This window comes from Mycobacterium sp. pUA109 (assembly GCF_041287095.1).
Lineage (GTDB): Bacteria > Actinomycetota > Actinomycetes > Mycobacteriales > Mycobacteriaceae > Mycobacterium.
Map to the genome: position 1 here is coordinate 1 of NZ_JBGGKS010000004.1, position 17,470 is coordinate 17,470.

The following is a 17,470-nucleotide window of genomic DNA, read 5'->3' on the forward strand; positions in this document are numbered from 1 at the left end:
GGCAGTCAAAGGCATGGCAAAAAACAACAACAAACAAAAACCACCAAACACACTATTGAGTTCTCAAACAACACACCCGTTCCGACCGCGCAGACGACCCGCGGCGATTAGCCGCGCATCGGTAGTGCGGACAGTGAGGAACCCCACCGAAGTGGTGTCTCCTCTGGGACGCCGTCGCGCTCTGCGGGCTAACCGCGTCGCAACGACGATGCATAAGTTACGCGAGTGGAAACACCGAGTCAAATTGGCTGCTAGAAGGCACTATTCGACCTCGTTCAAGATCAACCGGTGCGCTCGACGCCGGCCACGTTGCGCTTGCCGCGGCGCAGCACCAGCCACCGGCCGTGCAGGAAGTCGGAGTGCTGCGGCACCCACTCGTCGCTGTCGATCCGGACGTTGTTGACCGACACCCCGCCCTCGCCGATCGTGCGCCGGGCGGCGCCCTTGCTCGCCGACAGCCCGGTGGCGACCAGCAAATCCACGATGCCGTCCGGGCCGCCGGGCGCCAGCTCGGCCACCGAGGTCTCCCGCAGCGCGGCGCTCAACGTGGCCTCGTCGAGCCGGGACAGCTCACCGCGGCCGAACAACGCCTGGCTGGCGTGCTCGACCGCCGCGGTGGCCGCCTCGCCATGCACCAAGGTGGTGAACTCGCGGGCCAGCCGCCGCTGGGCGGCGCGCTCCTGGGGCCGGTCCGCGGTCGCCTCGGCCAACTCCGCGAGTTCGTCGGCGGACAGGAAGGTGAACCAGCGCAGGTAGCGGATGACGTCGGCGTCGGCGGTGTTGACGAAGTACTGGTACCAGGCGTACGGGCTGGTCAGTTCGGGATCCAGCCACAGGCTGCCGCCGCCGGTGGACTTGCCGAACTTGGTGCCGTCGGCGGCCGTCACCAGCGGCACGGTCAGCGCGTGCACGGTCGCGCCCAGCCGCTGGCGCACCAGGCGCACCCCGGCAATGATGTTGCCCCACTGGTCGGACCCGCCGATCTGTAGTGCGCAACCGTGCCGCCGGTGCAGTTCGACGTAGTCGTTGGCCTGCAGCAGCATGTAACTGAATTCCGTGTACGAGATGCCGTCGCCGTCCAGGCGCCGTCGGATGGTGTCGCGATCCAGCATCACGTTGACCGAGAAGTGCTTGCCGACGTCGCGGAGGAACTCCACCGCGGACATCTCGCGGGTCCACGTGAGATTGTTCTCAATAATCGCGCCGGTCGGGGTGTCGTCGAAGTCGACGAAGCGTTCCAGTTGTCCGCGGATCCGCTCGGTCCAGTCGGCGACGGTGTCGGCGGTGTTGAGGGTGCGCTCACCGGCGTCGCGGGGGTCGCCGATCATGCCGGTCGCGCCGCCGGCCAACACGATGGGGCGGTGCCCGGCGCGTTGGAAGCGGCGCAACGCCAGCAGCGGCACCATGTTGCCGGCGTGCAGGCTGGGCGCGGTCGGGTCGAAGCCGGCGTACAGGGTGAGGGGCCCGGGCGCGGTCGCGGCGGCCAACGCGTCGAGGTCGGTGGACTGCGCGATCAGTCCGCGCCAGTCCAACTCGTCGAGGATCGTCATGGTCTAGATCTTCCCGGATCGTCGCCGCCGGTCAGTCACTGGCGCCCGGCGCCGGCGCCCGGGGGCTGCGCCGATACGCCGAGACCTCCGGCAATCCGGCCAGCCACAGCCGCCACGGCCGGTCCGCGGCCTTGCTGATGCCGACCCGGGGACCGCTGACGGCGGTGACGGTGTCGCCGAGTTCCAGCCGCACCGGGCTGTCGGGATCGAACAGGTCAACCCCGTTGTCGGCCATGGTGATGCCCAACGCCGAGCACAGGTTGCCCGGTCCCCGCGCCAGGGCGGCCGGCCGCACCGCCGCGCCGCGACGGGACACGGCGGCCTCGACGCCGTCCTCGATGACCGCGGCGCGCAGCAGGACGGCGGCCGCGGTCCCGTCCGGGCCGCAGGCGACATTGGCGCAGACGTGGATGCCGTGGCTGCGGTAGGTGTACAGGCGACCGGGCGGCCCGAACATCACCGCGTTGCGGCCGTTGGGGCCGCGGTAGGAGTGCGCGGCCGCGTCCGGCCAGGGGCCGTCGGGCACGCCGCCGTAGGCCTCGACCTCAACGATCGTGGCGGCCACGCCGCGCCCGCGCAGCGTGGCGCCGAGCACCCGGCGCGCGGCCGCGACCGGGTCGACCGCCAGCTGCGCTAACTCGTCTGTACTCACCGGACCCGATTCTGCCGGGGCGGCGGCCCTTGACAACCCGGCACCGGCGCGCGCATATTCATCACATGATGAGTTCATCGAGTGATGAATTACTGCGGCGGGGGGCCGCCGAACCGGCGGTCGCCATCGAGCACCTGCGGGTGATCCGCGGTAAACGCCCCGCGCTGCACGACTTCTCGGTGCAGGTGGCCCGCGGCACCATCACCGGCCTGCTCGGCCCGTCCGGCTGCGGCAAGACCACCCTGATGCGGTGCATCGTCGGCACCCAGATCGTCACCTCCGGGACGGTGACCGTGCTCGGAAAACCGGCCGGCACCGGCCCGCTGCGCCACCGGGTGGGTTACATGCCGCAGGACCCGACCATCTACGACGATCTGCGCATCCTCGACAATGTCCGCTATTTCGCGTCGCTGTACGGGTTCGACACCGGCGCCGCCGACACCGCCATCGAGCGGGTGGGCTTGACCGATCACGCCACCGCCTATTGCGCCAACCTGTCCGGGGGGCAACGCACCCGGGTGTCGCTGGCCTGCGCGCTGGTGTGTCAACCCGACCTGCTGGTGCTCGACGAGCCCACGGTGGGCCTGGACCCGGTGTTGCGGGTGGATCTGTGGCGGCAGTTCGCCACCCTGGCCCGCGACGGCATCACCTTGCTGGTGTCCAGCCACGTGCTGGACGAGGCCGACCACTGCGATGACCTGCTGCTGATGCGTGACGGTCATCTGGTGGCCCACACCACCGGAACCCAACTACGAGAGGACACCGGATGTCCGTCACTGGAGGACGCGTTCCTGTCCATGATCGCCCGCAGCACCGCGCCGCAGGCCGGCTAGGCGCCCCGCTGCGGGCGTATGCGGCCACCACGGCGCGGATCCTGCGCCAGCTGGCCGCCGACCGTCGCAGCGTGGCGATGATCCTGTTGGTGCCGGTGCTGGTCATCACGCTGATGTATTTCATGTTCGAAAACGCGCCGCACCGGCCCGGCACCCCGTCGCCGTTCAACAACGCCTGCCTGATCCTGCTGGGCCTGTTCCCGCTGTTTTTGATGTTCGTGATCACCTCGATCACCATGCAGCGGGAACGGGCGTCGGGCACCCTGGAGCGCATCCTGACCACGCCGCTGCGCCGGTTCGACCTGCTGATCGCCTACGGGACCGCGTTCTCGATCGCCGCGGCCGCCCAAGCCGTGTTGGCGTGCGGGGTGGCGTTTTGGTTGCTCGGCTTCGACACCGCCGGCAGCCCGGTGTGGGTGTTTGTCATCGCGATCGTCAACGCGGTGCTCGGGGTGGGGCTGGGTTTGTTGTGTAGCGCCTTCGCCCGCACCGAGTTTCAAGCCGTGCAGTTCATCCCGCTGATCATGGTGCCGCAGCTGCTGCTGGCCGGCATCATCGTGCCCCGCGCGCTGATGGCGACCTGGCTGCAGTGGATCAGCAATGTGCTGCCGGCCAGTTACGCGCTGGAGGCGCTGCAGCAGGTGGGCGCGCATCCGGAGCTGACCGGGATCGCGGTGCGCGACATCGTGGTCGTGCTCGGTTTCGCCATCGCCGCCCTGGGCCTGGCGGCGGCGACGCTGCGCCGACGGACCCCGTAACGATGGTCGCACGGCGCAAGCGTCCCGGCCGTCCGCCGGGCACCTCCGACACCCGGAAGCGGATCCTGGCCGAAGCCCGCGAATTGTTCGCCCGCAACGGGTTTGCCAACACCTCGATCCGGGCGGTGGCCACCGCCGCCGGGGTGGATTCGGCGCTGGTGCATCACTACTTCGGCACCAAACAGCAGCTGTTCGCCGCGGCGATCGAGATCCCGATCGATCCGATGCAGGTGATCGGCCCGCTGCGGGAGACCCCGGTCGAGGCGCTGGGCTACACGCTGCCGTCGCTGCTGGTGCCGCTGTGGGATTCCGAGGCGGGATTGGGTTTTATCGCCCGGTTGCGCTCGATCCTGGCCGACGACGAGGTCGGCCTGATCCGCACGTTTCTGCAAGACGTGATCACCGCCGAGGTGGGGCCGCGGGTCGACGACCCGCCCGGAACCGGTCCGGTGCGCATCCAGTTCGTGGCGTCCCAGCTGATGGGGGTGGTGATGGTGCGCTACATCCTGAAACTGGAGCCGTTCGCCTCGCTGCCGGCCGAGCAGCTCGCGGCGACGATCGCGCCGAATCTGCAGCGCTATCTCACCGGGGATCCGCCGGAGCTGCCCGCGCCATGAGCCGGGCGTGCTCGTCGTCGCCCACGTCGCGGGCCTCGTCGACCAGCAGCACCGGGATGCCGTCGTCGATGCGGTAGGCGCGCCGCAGCCGCGGGTTGTACAGCAGGTCATCGATCAGCAGCAGCGGACCACGGTCGGCGGGGCAGACCACGATGCTCAACAGTTCCGGCGGCAGCGGGTGCCGATCAGAGGGCATGCCGCAGCCTACCGCGGGGCCGCCGGCGCTAGCCGTGCTGCACGGCGCCGTCGAACAGCTCGGTGCGCACCGCGGCGGTCAGCCGCTTGAACTGATTGTCTTGGACGTCGAAATACCAGGTCTGCCGTCCCGCTTTGGGGATGCCGGCGGCGCGCAACGCACCGACCGCCGGGCGGTAGACGGCGCTCAGCGGCAGCCCGGGCACCACGTGCACGATGTCGGGGCCCAGCCCGACGGGCATGCCGGCCACCGCCTCGAGGAGATCCGCGGCGGTGATCGTCGCACCCGGGCGCAGCGTCACCGCCGACACCGCGACCTGTTGACCGTGCGCCGAGACCGGGTAGGTCGCCACCAGGTCGACACCGGTGATCAGGCCCAGGGCGTCGGTGATCGCCACCGGGTACACGACGCCACGCGCGGTGTGCAGCACCGAACCGCGCCCGCCCACCATCCAGTAGTCGCCGTCGGCGTCGCGCCGGAACAGGTATTCGGTGGAGATCCAGGTGTCGGCGGGCGCGAACACCCCGCGTTTGACCGACGCGCTCGGATCGATCGGGCCGCGGGGCTGCGCGAGCAGCACCCCGACCTCGTTGGTCTCGGCGACCTGCACGAAGCCCCGGTCGGTTTCCAGGATCAGATCATGATCGGGGTCGTAGGCGGCCAGTTCGACGTGGCCGGCGCCGGGCAGGAGCCGGCCCTTGCTGCCGACCTTGGCGCCGGACACGTTGGCCAGCACCGCCTGCCCATCGGTGGTGGCGAAGAATTCGACCACATGGGCCGGGGCGAACGCCTCCACCACCCGGCGCCACAGCCCGGTCGGCATCCCCGAGCCGATGAACAACCGCACCGGGTGGTTGCCGTGCAACACGAACTCGGGGTCGTCGATCACGTCGCGCAGCATCGCCCAGGTGTAGGACACCACGGTGACGCCGTATTGGCGCACCTCGGCGACAAACCGGTCCGGACACAAACCCCGCGACAGCGCGATGCGGGCACCACCGACCACGGCGCCGCCGAGGCTGACCAGCAGCCCGGACTCGTGGTGCAGCGGGGTCAGGCAGTACACCGTGTCGCTGCGGCCCAGCGCGGCCGTCGACGCGGTGCCGAACGCCGACAACGCCCAGCGATAGTTGGTGATCTGCTTGGCGACCAGCTCACCGCCGGCGGTGCTGAACGCGACGAACGCCAGGTCCCGGGCCAGGCCCGGGTTGGGCCGGTACCAGCCGGGCAGCTCGACGGCGTCCGGGTCGATCTGCTCCATATCGATCACGTCGGCATCGTGGGGCAGGTGCAGATCCCGCGACTCCCCGCCGCCGAGAACCAGGACCTGGCACGGCAATTGGCGCGCGGCGTCGAGATTGGTGGGGTCGGTCAGGATCTCGCCCACTCCCCCGATCCGGGCCGCCTCGGCCAGGTCCCCGTCGGGCGGCATCAGCACCGCGACCGCGCCCAGCCGGGACAGCGCGGCGATGGCGACCAGGGCGGAAGGCCGGGTCTCCATCAGCACCCCGACGTGCACGCCCTGGCGCACCCCGACCTGGATCAGGCCGCGCACCACGTTGTTGATCCGGCGGTCGACGGCTTCGTAGGTGTGCACCCGGCCGTCGAACAGCAGGAATTCGCCGCCGGGGGCATCGTTGGCCTGCTCGCCGATGATGCGGCCCAACGAGATCCGGGTGTGGTCGTTGATCTGGCCCAGTCGAGCCAGCCGGGGCAACGTGCGGACCGTCTCCACGGCCAGCGCGCGCACCGATTTGTTCGCCGCCACCACGGCTTCGGCCGCGCCGCGGGCCAGCGACAGCGCCACCTCGGAGGCCTCGCCGAGCCCGTGCGCCACCCGGGAACTGATGGCCACCCCGCTGTCGGACGGTTCGTCGGGTTGGTCGGCCATCGGCGTCACACCCACCGGCCGTGACCCGCCAGCGGACAGCCACAGCACCCACTCGGCAACGGTCGGCCAGGTCTCCTCCGCCGCCTTGGAACCCACCACCAGACCGAAATGCCCGGCCCGCAGCAGGTATTCGTAGACGTCGGCGTTCGGCGCGGCGCGCCGGATGCCGCGCACCGCGGCGGGCTGGCCGATGTCGTCGACCTCGCCGACGAAGGCCAGCACCGGGCAGGTGATGTCGGTGAGGGTGACCAGTTGGCCGTGGATCGCGAAGCCACCGGTCATCATCCGGTTGTGGGCGATGAACTGTTTGAGCAGCTCCGAAACCGCCGGACCCGACCAGGCGATCCAGCCTTCGGAGTCCAAGAACCGGCGCTGCTGTTCGCGCGGCAGCAGCGCCTCCCGGTCGTGCAGCTGACGCAGGAAGTCGATGCGCGCCTTGGCGGTCTTGAGCGGGTCCATCAGCTGAAAACCGGTGCGCGCCAACCAGCTCGGAATGTCGAGCCGGTTGAAGACGTGATCGGCCATGAAGTCGGCGGCCCCGGCGGCGATGTTGGAGGGCACCCCCATCGGCAGCGCGGCCAACGTGTCCACCGGGGAGCCGAACGCCACGATGCTGGACAGGTCCTTGGACCGCCGGAACGCCGCCGTCTGGTAGCAGAACATGCCGCCTTGGGAGTACCCCGCCAAGTGCACGTTGTGGCCGGTGGTGTCCTTGACCGTGTCGATCGCTTCGCTGAGCGCGACGACGTGGTCGGCGAGGTTGCGCCGCATCCCGCCCTCGACCTCGTCGGGTGAGCCGAAGTCGATGACCCAGGGATCGAGGCCGGCGGCGTGCAGGATGCCGACCGCGCCGTCCTCCCGGGTGACATCCCACATGTTCGCCGACATCATCATCGGGTGCACCATCAGCACCGGCGGGCCCGCGGGCGGCTGACCGGGCCGGTTGTCCGGCGGAAAGTAACGTCGCAGCTTGTACATCGGCACGCTTTCGACGATCTGGAACGGCGACGGGACCGTGCCGGTTTCCAGGCCACCCAGCCGCAACACCTCCAGGCCGTTTTGCGCGGTGGCCATCAGACGCTCGATCGGTCGCTTGACCGCCGACATATTCAGCTCCACCCGTGCGCTCCCCTGGGTTAATGTTGCCGCCGCCGATTTGGCCCGATGGCCTGCACATCATAAGGCCCGTTCAACGCCGTGTTGGCGCGTTCTGCCAGCGGAGGACCGGCGAGCCCGCCACACCCCTCAACCAAGCGGTCGATAGGCTGAGCAATCGATGACGGCAACCGAAAACGCCCGGACCCGACACGGCCACCCCGACGAGCGCAGTTGGGTCGCCCGGTTGCTGCGGTTCGACCGCGACGGCGACACGTTCGTGGCGGCCAACTCCGACCGCGGTCCCGGGTCGCGGCTGTTCGGGGGGCTCATCGCCGCCCAGGCGCTCGGCGCCGCCGGCGCCACCGTGGACGCCGGCAAACATCCGCAGTCGCTGCACCTGTATTTCGTGCGCGGCGGCCGCTACGGCGTCGACGTCGAACTGCAGGTGGAACGCACCCGCACCGGACGCTCGTTCGACACCCGTCGGGTCACGGCCCGCCAGGACGACGCGGTCATCCTGGAGATGATCGCCTCGTTTCACCGACCGGAACCGGGCGCCGATTGGCATCCGCGCCGCGAGCCCACCGTCCCCCTGGACGATGCGGCACCCAAACATCCGGCCATCGAATTCGCCGACCGGTTCGAGATCCGCACCCGTCCCGACGATGTGTCCCCGTTCGCGGTACCGCCGTTTTGGATCCGGGTCCGCGACCCGATCGAGGACGACCCGCTGCTGCGCGCCTGCACGCTGACGTTCATGTCCGATTTCGGCCCGGTGCCGGCGGCGCGCCCACCCGGCGTCCCGGTGGTGCCGGGCGCCGGATTCACCACCAGCCTGGATCACGCGGTGTGGTTTCACCGGCCGTTTTGGCCCAACGCGTGGCACCGCTACGAAGTCGGCTCGGTCAACAACGCCGACGCGCGGGGCCTGGCGGTCGGGTCGCTGTACGACGCGCCCGGCGCGTTGATCGCCAGCACCACCCAAGAGGCGCTGTGGCGGCTGTGACACCCCGCGTCGTGGTCTAAGGTCTGCCCGGTGGCACACCTGTTGGGGGCCGAGGCGGTCCATCTGGAATACCCGACCCAGGTCGTGTTCGAGTCGGTGAGCCTGGGCGTCAACGACGGCGCGCGGATCGGCATCGTGGGCCGCAACGGCGACGGCAAATCGACTCTGCTGGGGTTGCTCACCGGTCGGGTGCGGCCGGATTCGGGGCGGGTGACCCAGCGCAGCGGTTTGCGGGTCGGCGCCCTCGACCAAACCGACACCCTCGACCCGGCGCGCACGGTCGGGTGGACGCTGGTCGGCGATCAGGCCGACCACGAATGGGCGGCCAACCCGCGGGTCCGCGACGTGGTGTCCGGACTGGTGTCCGATATCGCCTGGGAGGCAACCATTGCCACCCTGTCCGGCGGCCAGCGGCGACGGGTGCAACTGGCCGCGCTGCTGGTGCACGACTGGGATGTGATCGCCCTCGACGAACCCACCAACCACCTCGACATCGAGGGCATCACCTGGCTGGCCGGGCATCTGCGGGGGCGCTGGGCCCGCAACACCGGCGGCCTGCTGCTGGTGACCCACGACCGCTGGTTTCTCGACGAGGTGGCCACCACGACGTGGGAAGTGCACGACGGGATCGTGGAGCCGTTCGAGGGCGGGTACGCGGCCTATGTGCTGGCCCGGGTGGAGCGCGACCGGGTGGCCGCCGCGGCCGAGGCCAAGCGGCAGAACCTGATGCGCAAGGAGCTGGCCTGGCTGCGCCGCGGCGCACCGGCCCGCACGTCGAAGCCGAAGTTCCGGATCGAGGCCGCCAACCAGCTGATCGCCGACGTGCCCCCGCTGCGCAACACCGTCGAGCTGGCGAAGCTGGCGACCGCGCGGCTGGGCAAGGAGGTCATCGACCTGCTGGACGTGTCGGTCTCCTTCGATGGCCGCCCGGTGCTGCGCGACGTCGAATGGCGGATCGGGCCCGGCGAACGCAGCGGGATCGTGGGTGCCAACGGCGCCGGCAAGTCCACCCTGCTGGGGCTGATCGCCGGGACCGTGCAACCGGACACCGGACGGGTCAAGCGGGGCAAGACCGTTCGGCTGGCGATGCTGGATCAGCAGTCCACCGAGCTGGTTTCGCTGGCGCAGGATCGGGTCGCCGATGTGCTGGGTCGGCTGCGCGCCGGCTATCAGGTCGACGGGCGGGAGCTGACCCCGGCTCAGCTGTTGGAGCGGTTGGGGTTCGCCCGCGGCCAGCTGTCGGCGCGGGTCGGTGAGCTCTCCGGCGGGCAGCGGCGCCGGCTGCAGCTGATGCTCACCGTGCTGACCGAGCCGAATGTGCTGGTGCTCGACGAGCCCACCAACGACGTGGACACCGACATGCTGGCCGCCACCGAGGATCTGCTGGACTCCTGGCCGGGCACCTTGATCGTGGTCTCGCACGACCGGTACCTGCTGGAGCGGGTCACCGATCAGCAGTACGCGATCCTCGACGGCCGGCTGCGGCACCTGCCCGGCGGCGTCGACGAGTATCTGCGGCTGGCCGCGGCGGCGCGGGCGGCGGCCCCGGAACCTGCCGGACCGTCCGTGGCGCCTTCGGCCGCAACAGTTTCCGGCGCTGAGCTGCGCGCGATCGAAAAAGAGATCGCGGCGATCGATCGGGCGCTGGCCCGACTGGCTGAGCGGATCACCGCCAAGCATCACGAACTCGCCGAGCATGACCACACCGACCACGTCGGGCTCGCCCGGTTGACGCAGGAGTTGCGCGCCCTGGAGGACGAGGTCGCCGTCAAGGAGAGCCGCTGGTTGGAGCTCTCGGAAATTGTGCAGTAGCCCCCCGCGGCAACGCACTACCCTCAAACCGTCGCACCCAGGACGCGAGGAGAGCCGTGGTCACCCCTACCCGCAGTCTGCGTAGTGCGATCATCGGCACCGGAATGGTCGGGTCGGTGCACGCCCACGCCGTGCACCGCGCCGGCGGGCAGCTGGCCGCGATCTGCGCCAGCACCCCGCAGCGCAGTGCGGCCGCCGCCGACCGGCTCGGCGCGCAGCGCCCCGCCACCGTCCAGGACATCCTCGACGCCGACGACGTCGACGTGGTGCACGTCTGCACCCCCAACGCCCTGCACTATGCGCAGGCCGCGGCCGCGCTGGCCGCGGGCAAGCACGTCATCTGCGAAAAGCCGTTGGCCACCGCGCTGCCCGACGCGCAGGCGCTGGTGCGGGCGGCGACGCAAACCGATGCGGTGGCCGCGGTGCCGTTCATCTACCGCTTCTACCCGATGGTGCGCGAAGCCCGGGCGCGGCTGGCCGATGCGCCGGTGTGGCTGATCCACGGCGGCTATCTGCAGGACTACATGGCCAACCATGATCCGGCGGGCTGGCGGTCGGATCCGGCGCAAAGCGGGGTGTCGATGACGTTCGCCGACATCGGCTCCCACTGGTGTGACCTGATGGAATTCGTGACCGGGCAACGGATCACCGCCGTGTGCGCGGCCGAGGCCAGCGCGCCGGGGCGGGACCGCCGCGACGACGGTGCGGTCGTCATGTTCCGCACCGACCGGGGCGCGGTGGGCGGTGTCGTGGTCAGCCAAGCCTCACCGGGCCGCAAGAACCAGCTGGCGTTCTCCTTTGACGGCCCCGAGATCGCCGTGCAGTTCGATCAGGAACACCCCGACCTGCTCCTCATCGGCGGGCTGCGGGCCACCAGCGTGCTGGCCCGCGACACCGAGTCCTTGACGGCGGGCAGCGCCCGGTATTCGTTGCTGCCCAGCGGGCATCCGCAGGGCTACCAGGACTGTTTCAACCTGTTCGTCGCCGACGTGTATGACGCGGTCCGCACCGGTGCGGCCCCCGACGGGCTGCCGCTGTTCGGTGACGGGTTGCGGGCGGCCATGATTCACGACGCGGTCGCGACCTCGGTGCGCAGCGGCGCCTGGACGGGTGTGCCCGCATGATCCGGTTGGCCCTCATCGGGCTGGGCAACATGGGGATGGCACACCTGGCGATGTTCGCCGGCCTGGCGCCCCGGGTGCAGATCACCGCCGTCGCCGACGCCCATGCACCGTTCGCCGACCGCGCCGGAGCCCGAGCGCCGTCGGCAACCGTGTTTTACGACCCACTGAACTGTGCCCGCACCGCCGGCGTGGACGCGGCGGTGGTGGCCACCACCGACGACACCCACCACGGCATCGTGGACGCCTGCATCGCGCGGGGCATCTACGTGCTGTGCGAGAAGCCGCTGACCGCGTCGACCGAGGATTCGCGGCGGTTGGTCGACGCCGAACACGCCCACGGCCGCCGGCTCGTCCAGGTCGGCTACATGCGGCGCTACGACGACGATTACCGCCGGATGCACGACATGCTGCGGTCCGGCCGGGTCGGTGACCCGATACTGATCACCCAGCGGCACCGTAACCCGTTGTCGGTCAACGACTTCGATGCCGAAAAGCTCATCCTCAGCACCGCGTCGCACGACGTCGACCTGTTCCGGTGGTTCACCGGCGACGAGATCACGCAGGTGTCGGCCACGGCCAAGGCCAGCCACAGTGCGCTGACCGTGCTGCTCACCCTGACGTCGCGGTCGGGCGTCTTGGGGGTGGTCGAGGTGAGCCGGGGCCCGGGCCTGCGCTACGACATCGGCTGCGACATTCTCACCGGCGCCGGCGGCCTGACCCTGGCCGCGCCGACGCCGGTGCCCGACAGCTGGTTCGACCGCTTCGCCGGCGCCTACCGCGCCCAAAACGCGGCCTGGCTGGCCGCGGTGGTGGCCGGATCGATCACCGGGCCGTCGACCTACGACGGATACGCCGGCAACGCCGTCGCCGAGGCGGCGTTGGCCGCGCTGCGCACCGGGCGCGCCCAGCCGGTGTGCCAGGCGCCGGCCTGATCAACGCACCGGCTCCAGCACGCACACCTTCCAGCCGTCCTCCCGGGCCAGTTTGAGCTGAATGGTCCTCCGGCCCAGCATCTCGTTCTGCGCATCCAGCGTCGCGGTGGCGGCGTCGCCGTCGACGTCGACGCCGGTGACCGTCACGTTGGTCAGGCCCTGGGCGGCCCGGGTCTTCTTGAGCAGGTCCATCGCCGCATCGGTGAACCGGTCGCGCATCGCCGTGCACATCAACGCCCGGTAGTCGTCCCACTTTTGGGTGTTGTAGGCATCCTGGAACGCCATCACCGTCTGGCGCACCTGGTCTTCGTCGGACGGCGGTGGCGGCGCGGGAGCACCCGGCGCTGACGGCGCCGATGTGGCCGGCGGCGACGACACCGCCACCGGGTGGCCGGGGATGGCCCGACCGCACGAGGGCAGCCCGGCGACGATCACGGCGGCCGCGGTGACCGCGACGATGCGTCGCGGCGGCGGGCCCGTTCGGCGGTCGGTCATTGTTGGCGCGGCACCTTGTTGGCGGTCGCGTTGACCAGCGCGCTCACGTCGATCGCGCCGGTGGTCCCGCACTGGCGAATGTCGATCACGACGTTGCCCTGCAGCTCGATCCCGTGCTGGCAGGTCGCGTCGCCGCCGGTGAGGGTGGCCTCCACGGTGTAGGACCCCGCCTTGTTGACCGGTGGGCCGAACCGCCACTGCTGTGCGGGTTCGCCGGGGGCCGTGATGGTGGCCGTCTGTCCCCCGCACGGTTCCCACGCCGCGCGCTGCAGCTGCAGCGCCAGGCCCGCGTCGTCCACCGAACCGAAGGCCACTACGGCCTGGGTCACGCTGTGCTGCCAGGGCTTCTGGTACAGCGCCCGCAGCTCCTGCACCGCGACACCGGCCGGGGTGGGGGTGGCGTAGGTGGACCGTTGGGCCGGCGCCCAGGCGCTCAGACACGCCGGGTTGTCGATCGTTGCGGCGGCGTCGCCGAACTCGGTGCCGTCGTGTTCGAGCACCATCGCGGTGTCGCCGGTGTTGCCCGGGATCTCACTGGCGGTCAACAGGATTGACCGCAACGCCGCGGCGGGCACAGCGGTGGCCGGTGGCCCCTGCACCGCCGACGGCTGCTGCGCTGCCGTCGACGATGCCGGGCTGCCCGGTGGCGGCCCGCCGCGGGGCCAGGCCACCACCGCGATAATCGTCGCGGCGACCAGCGCCGCGGCGCCCACCACGGCGCCGATCAGCGCGCCCCGCCGCCGTCCCGCTGCGCGGGCCGGCGCTCCCCCGGCGAGCTCCGGGGTGCCGTAGGTGACCACCACTTCCGGACCGCCCTGCTGCGGCGCGGTCGGCCGCAGGTAGGGGCTGACCTGCTGGCTGGGCACCGGGACCGGCGGCGCCCCCTGCTGCAGCGCCGCGGCCGCCGCGTCGGCCAGCGCGCTCGCCGACCCGAACCGCGCCGCGGGATCTTTGGCCAGCGCGGTCGCGATCACCTCGTCCAGCGCGGCGGGTAACGCAGCGACCACCTCGGTGATCCGCGGCGGCGGGGATTGCAGGTGCGCCATCAGCACCGCGGCCGGGCCTTTCCCGGCCGGGAACGGGGTCTTGCCGGTCAGCAGCCGAAACAGCGTGCAACCCAACGAATACACGTCGGCGCGCGCATCAAAAGCCTGTCCCGACAGCGTCTCCGGGGCGGCGTAGGCGACCGTGGCCATCACCGGCTCGGCGTCCATCATCCCCACATCGTGCAGGGCAAGCCCGGTACCGAAGTCCCCCAACAGCACCGACTCCTGCGGTCCGCCGCCGGCGGACAGCAGAACGTTGGCCGGTTTGAGGTTGCGGTGCACAATCTGGTGGGCGTGGGCGAAATCGAGCGCCTGGGCCACCTGCCCGATGATGTGCACCGCGCGCTGCGGCGTCATCGCGCCGGCGCGCAGCGCCGCCTCGGCGTCGGTGCCGTCGATGAACTGCGCCGCGATCCACAGCCGGCCGTCGTCGGTCTGCCCCAGGCCGTACACCGGCACGATCCGCGGATGGGCCAGCGCGGCGGCCGCGTTGGCGTCGCGTAGGAACCGGGCGCGGAAATCGGCGTCTTGGGACAGTTCGGCGGAGATCACCTTCACCGCGTCCCAGCGCGGCGTCGTGGGATGGGCCGCCGCGTACACGGTGCCCACGCTGCCCGAACCGAGAACGCGTTCGATGCGGTACCCGGCGACCACGGTCCCGGCCGTCAGCACGCGCCCGGCCCAGCGTTTGCCACGGTCAGCAGTATCGCATACCGGATTTGGTGATCGGTGGATCCAGCCGGTATGGCGACGCTCAGCGCCGCAGTCGCCGCCGCAGCCGTTCGGCGGCCTCGTGCACGGTGTCGAGCTGGGCGGCCACCTGGGTCGGCGCGGTGCCGCCCCGGGCGTCGCGGGAGGACACCGAGCCCTCGACGGTCAGCACCTCGCGCACCTGCGCGGTGAGGTCGGGGCTGAGCGCGGCCAGCTCGTCGTCGGTGAGTTCGTCTAGGCCGACACCGCGGCGTTCGGCGGCCCGCACCGCCGCACCGGCGGTCTCGTGGGCGACGCGGAACGGAACACCTTGGCGCACCAGCCATTCGGCGATGTCGGTGGCCAGCGTGTAGCCGGCGGGCGCCAGCGCGGCCATCCGGTCGACGTCGAAGGTCAGGGTGCCCACCAGGCCGGCCAGCGCCGGCAGCAGCAGCTCCAGCTGCGCCACCGAATCGAAGACCGGTTCTTTGTCTTCCTGCAGGTCCCGGTTGTAGGCCAGCGGCTGCGCCTTCAGCGTCGCCAGCAGCCCGGTCAGGTTGCCGATCAGCCGACCGGATTTGCCGCGGGCCAGTTCGGCGATGTCGGGGTTCTTCTTCTGCGGCATGATCGAGCTGCCGGTCGACCACGAGTCGTGCAGGGTGACGTAGCCGAATTCGGTGGAGCTCCACAGGATGATGTCCTCGGCCAGCCGGGACAGGTCGACGGCGATCATCGCGAACACGAACCCCGCCTCGGCGGCGAAGTCGCGGGCCGCGGTGGCGTCGATCGAGTTGTCGGCGGCCGCGGCGAATCCGAGTTCGGCGGCGATGGCGTCGGGGTCCAGTCCCAGCGAGGAGCCGGCCAGCGCCCCGGATCCGTACGGGGACACCGCGGCCCGGGCGTCGAAGTCGGCGATCCGGTCGACGTCGCGCAGCAACGGGTGGGCGTGGGCCAGCAGATGATGGGCCAGCAGCACCGGCTGCGCGGACTGCAGGTGGGTCTTGCCGGGCATGATGGCGGCGGGGTGGGCGGCGGCCTGGGTGGCCAGCGCGTCGACGACGTCGAGCACACCGGCGGCCACCCGGCGCACCGCGTCCCGCAGCCACATCCGAAACAGGGTGGCCACCTGGTCGTTGCGGGACCGGCCGGCCCGCAACCGGCCACCCAAGTCGGGTCCGACCCGGTCGATCAGGCCCCGCTCCAGCGCCCCGTGCACGTCCTCGTCGGTGACCAGCGGACCGAAGCTGCCGTCGGCGACGTCGGCGCCCAGGGCATCCAGTCCGGCCAGCAACCCGTCACGCTGCTCGGCGGTGAGCAGCCCGGCGGTGTGCAGGACTTTGGCGTGGGCTTTGGACGCGGCGATGTCGTAGGGCGCCAGCACCCAGTCGAAGTGGGTGGATTTGCTCAACGCGGCCAGCGCGTCGGCGGGGCCTTCGGCGAACCGCCCGCCCCACAGCGACCCCTCGTTGGTGCTCATCGGGGCGTCGCTCCCGGCGCGAGCGTGCGCAAACCCGGGTTTTCCCCCGGCGTGTCGACCGGGGACACGCACGCTCGCGCAAGAGGGGACGTCACGAGCCCAGGTCCCGGCGGGCGGAGATCTTGGAGCTCAGGCCGTGCACGTGCACGAACCCCTTCGCCGCGGACTGGTCGAAGGTGTCGCCCTCGTCGTAGGTGGCCAGGTTGAAGTCGTATAGGGATTCGCTGCTGCGCCGCCCGTTCACCGCGATGTGCCCGCCGTGCAGCACCAGCCGGATCTCCCCGGACACGTGCTGCTGGGTGTGGGCGACGAACGCCTCCAGCGCGGTCTTCAGCGGCGAATACCACAGCCCGTCGTACACCAGTTCGCCCCATTTCTGGTCGGTGTGGCGTTTGAACCGGCCCAATTCCCGCTCCAGGGTGACGTGCTCGAGTTCGGTGTGCGCGGTGATCAGCACCATCGCCCCGGGCGCCTCGTAGATCTCGCGGCTCTTGATGCCCACCAGCCGGTCCTCGACGACGTCCAGGCGCCCCACCCCCTGGGCGCCGGCGCGCCGGTTGAGTTCCTCGATGGCCTGCAGGACGGTGACGGCGCGGCCGTCGATGGACACCGGAACGCCCCGCTCGAACCCGACGATCACCTCGTCGGGGGTGTTCCAGTTGACGGTGGGGTCCTCGGTGTAGTCGTAGACATCCTTGGTCGGCGCGTTCCACAGGTGCTCCAGGAACCCGGTTTCCACCGCGCGGCCCCACACGTTCTGGTCGATGGAGAACGGGGAGCGTTTGGTGACGTTGATCGGGATCGCGTTCTCCTCGGCGAACGCGATGGCCTTCTCCCGGGTCCAGGCGTAGTCGCGGACCGGGGCCAGCACCTCCAGATCCGGTGCCAGCGAGGCGAATCCGACCTCGAAGCGGACCTGGTCGTTGCCCTTGCCGGTGCAGCCGTGCGCGACGATGCCGCCGCCGTGCTCGCGGGCCGCGGCCACCAGGTGCTTGACGATCAGCGGCCGGCTGATCGCCGACACCAACGGGTAGCGGTCCATGTACAGCGCGTTGGATTGGATGGTGGGCAGGCAGTATTCGTCGGCGAATTCGTTGCGGGCGTCGACCACCACCGCCTCGACCGCGCCGCAGTCCAAGGCGCGTTGCCGCACCACCTCCATGTCCTCACCGCCCTGGCCGAGGTCGATGGCGACGGCGACGACCTCGCGGCCGGTCTCTTTGCCGATCCAGCTGATCGCCACCGAGGTGTCCAAACCGCCGGAATACGCCAGAATGACGCGCTCGGACATGA

General features: G+C 70.6%; 15 protein-coding genes. 7 read left to right on the forward strand and 8 right to left on the reverse strand.

Annotation, left to right across the window (positions count from 1 at the left end):
• Positions 1-281: 281 nt before the first annotated feature.
• Positions 282-1,550, reverse strand: a complete 1,269-nt coding sequence (gene tyrS / locus ACAG26_RS05650) for a tyrosine--tRNA ligase (protein WP_370480401.1) — start codon at positions 1,548-1,550, stop codon at positions 282-284.
• A gap of 31 nt (positions 1,551-1,581) precedes the next feature.
• Positions 1,582-2,202, reverse strand: a complete 621-nt coding sequence (locus tag ACAG26_RS05655; RefSeq protein WP_370480402.1) for a DNA-3-methyladenine glycosylase — start codon at positions 2,200-2,202, stop codon at positions 1,582-1,584.
• Between the two features lie 65 nt (positions 2,203-2,267).
• Between ACAG26_RS05655 and ACAG26_RS05660 the strand changes: the two genes are divergently transcribed.
• From ACAG26_RS05660 to ACAG26_RS05670, 3 genes are read left to right on the forward strand one after another with little or no spacing between them, the layout of a single operon-like run.
• Positions 2,268-3,035, forward strand: a complete 768-nt coding sequence (locus ACAG26_RS05660) for an ABC transporter ATP-binding protein (protein ID WP_370480403.1) — start codon at positions 2,268-2,270, stop codon at positions 3,033-3,035.
• An 8-nt stretch (positions 3,036-3,043) separates the two neighbouring features.
• On the forward strand, positions 3,044-3,793 hold the full coding sequence (locus tag ACAG26_RS05665; protein ID WP_370480703.1) for an ABC transporter permease: 750 nt from the start codon (positions 3,044-3,046) through the stop codon (positions 3,791-3,793).
• A 2-nt stretch (positions 3,794-3,795) separates the two neighbouring features.
• Entirely contained in the window at positions 3,796-4,410 is a 615-nt protein-coding gene (locus ACAG26_RS05670; RefSeq protein WP_370480404.1) for a TetR family transcriptional regulator, read from the forward strand.
• Here the strand turns inward: ACAG26_RS05670 and ACAG26_RS05675 are convergent.
• Entirely contained in the window at positions 4,376-4,606 is a 231-nt protein-coding gene (locus ACAG26_RS05675) for a Trm112 family protein (RefSeq protein WP_370480405.1), read from the reverse strand. The two genes, ACAG26_RS05670 and ACAG26_RS05675, sit on opposite strands and share 35 nt — an antisense overlap.
• A 28-nt stretch (positions 4,607-4,634) precedes the next feature.
• The gene (locus ACAG26_RS05680) at positions 4,635-7,604 is read right to left on the reverse strand and encodes an acyl-CoA synthetase (RefSeq protein WP_370480406.1); all 2,970 of its coding nucleotides are present in this window, start codon (positions 7,602-7,604) and stop codon (positions 4,635-4,637) included.
• 169 nt (positions 7,605-7,773) lie between these two features.
• Between ACAG26_RS05680 and ACAG26_RS05685 the strand changes: the two genes are divergently transcribed.
• Genes ACAG26_RS05685 through ACAG26_RS05700 form a run of 4 tightly spaced genes read left to right on the forward strand, consistent with a single transcriptional unit; the run spans position 7,774 to position 12,469 of the window.
• Positions 7,774-8,601 carry an acyl-CoA thioesterase gene (locus tag ACAG26_RS05685; protein WP_370480407.1) on the forward strand — a complete coding sequence of 276 codons (828 nt, stop codon included), beginning with the start codon at positions 7,774-7,776 and terminating at the stop codon, positions 8,599-8,601.
• A gap of 30 nt (positions 8,602-8,631) precedes the next feature.
• Positions 8,632-10,413, forward strand: coding sequence for an ABC-F family ATP-binding cassette domain-containing protein (locus ACAG26_RS05690; RefSeq protein WP_370480408.1), 1,782 nt, complete (start codon positions 8,632-8,634; stop codon positions 10,411-10,413).
• A gap of 56 nt (positions 10,414-10,469) precedes the next feature.
• Positions 10,470-11,537 (forward strand): Gfo/Idh/MocA family protein, encoded by a 1,068-nt coding sequence (locus ACAG26_RS05695; RefSeq protein ID WP_370480409.1) that lies wholly within the window; start codon positions 10,470-10,472, stop codon positions 11,535-11,537.
• Entirely contained in the window at positions 11,534-12,469 is a 936-nt protein-coding gene (locus tag ACAG26_RS05700) for a Gfo/Idh/MocA family protein (protein ID WP_370480410.1), read from the forward strand. The genes ACAG26_RS05695 and ACAG26_RS05700 overlap by 4 nt, the downstream gene beginning before the upstream one ends.
• Here the strand turns inward: ACAG26_RS05700 and ACAG26_RS05705 are convergent, their stop codons facing one another.
• The 4 genes from ACAG26_RS05705 to ACAG26_RS05720 form a co-directional block, all read right to left on the reverse strand.
• Positions 12,470-12,964 (reverse strand): nuclear transport factor 2 family protein, encoded by a 495-nt coding sequence (locus ACAG26_RS05705; RefSeq protein WP_370480411.1) that lies wholly within the window; start codon positions 12,962-12,964, stop codon positions 12,470-12,472. It abuts the gene before it with no gap.
• Complete coding sequence (locus ACAG26_RS05710; protein WP_370480412.1) at positions 12,961-14,682, reverse strand: serine/threonine-protein kinase PknH/PknJ; 1,722 nt, start codon at positions 14,680-14,682, stop codon at positions 12,961-12,963. Before ACAG26_RS05710 ends, ACAG26_RS05705 begins: the two co-directional genes overlap by 4 nt.
• A gap of 82 nt (positions 14,683-14,764) precedes the next feature.
• Positions 14,765-16,177: an argininosuccinate lyase gene (gene argH, locus ACAG26_RS05715; RefSeq protein ID WP_370480413.1), complete on the reverse strand. Its 1,413-nt coding sequence runs from the start codon at positions 16,175-16,177 to the stop codon at positions 14,765-14,767.
• Positions 16,178-16,268: 91 nt separating this feature from the next.
• Positions 16,269-17,468: an argininosuccinate synthase gene (locus tag ACAG26_RS05720; protein ID WP_370480414.1), complete on the reverse strand. Its 1,200-nt coding sequence runs from the start codon at positions 17,466-17,468 to the stop codon at positions 16,269-16,271.
• Positions 17,469-17,470 lie beyond the last annotated feature (2 nt).

What these genes read in the sequence shown, in the direction of transcription:
- tyrS (WP_370480401.1), bottom strand. Translation starts at nt 1,550, where the DNA reads ATGACGATCCTCGACGAGTTGGACTGGCGCGGACTGATCGCGCAGTCC.
- ACAG26_RS05660 (WP_370480403.1), top strand. Translation starts at nt 2,268, where the DNA reads ATGATGAGTTCATCGAGTGATGAATTACTGCGGCGGGGGGCCGCCGAA.
- ACAG26_RS05670 (WP_370480404.1), top strand. Translation starts at nt 3,796, where the DNA reads ATGGTCGCACGGCGCAAGCGTCCCGGCCGTCCGCCGGGCACCTCCGAC.
- ACAG26_RS05675 (WP_370480405.1), bottom strand. Translation starts at nt 4,606, where the DNA reads ATGCCCTCTGATCGGCACCCGCTGCCGCCGGAACTGTTGAGCATCGTG.
- ACAG26_RS05680 (WP_370480406.1), bottom strand. Translation starts at nt 7,604, where the DNA reads ATGTCGGCGGTCAAGCGACCGATCGAGCGTCTGATGGCCACCGCGCAA.
- ACAG26_RS05685 (WP_370480407.1), top strand. Translation starts at nt 7,774, where the DNA reads ATGACGGCAACCGAAAACGCCCGGACCCGACACGGCCACCCCGACGAG.
- ACAG26_RS05700 (WP_370480410.1), top strand. Translation starts at nt 11,534, where the DNA reads ATGATCCGGTTGGCCCTCATCGGGCTGGGCAACATGGGGATGGCACAC.
- ACAG26_RS05705 (WP_370480411.1), bottom strand. Translation starts at nt 12,964, where the DNA reads ATGACCGACCGCCGAACGGGCCCGCCGCCGCGACGCATCGTCGCGGTC.
- argH (WP_370480413.1), bottom strand. Translation starts at nt 16,177, where the DNA reads ATGAGCACCAACGAGGGGTCGCTGTGGGGCGGGCGGTTCGCCGAAGGC.
- ACAG26_RS05720 (WP_370480414.1), bottom strand. Translation starts at nt 17,468, where the DNA reads ATGTCCGAGCGCGTCATTCTGGCGTATTCCGGCGGTTTGGACACCTCG.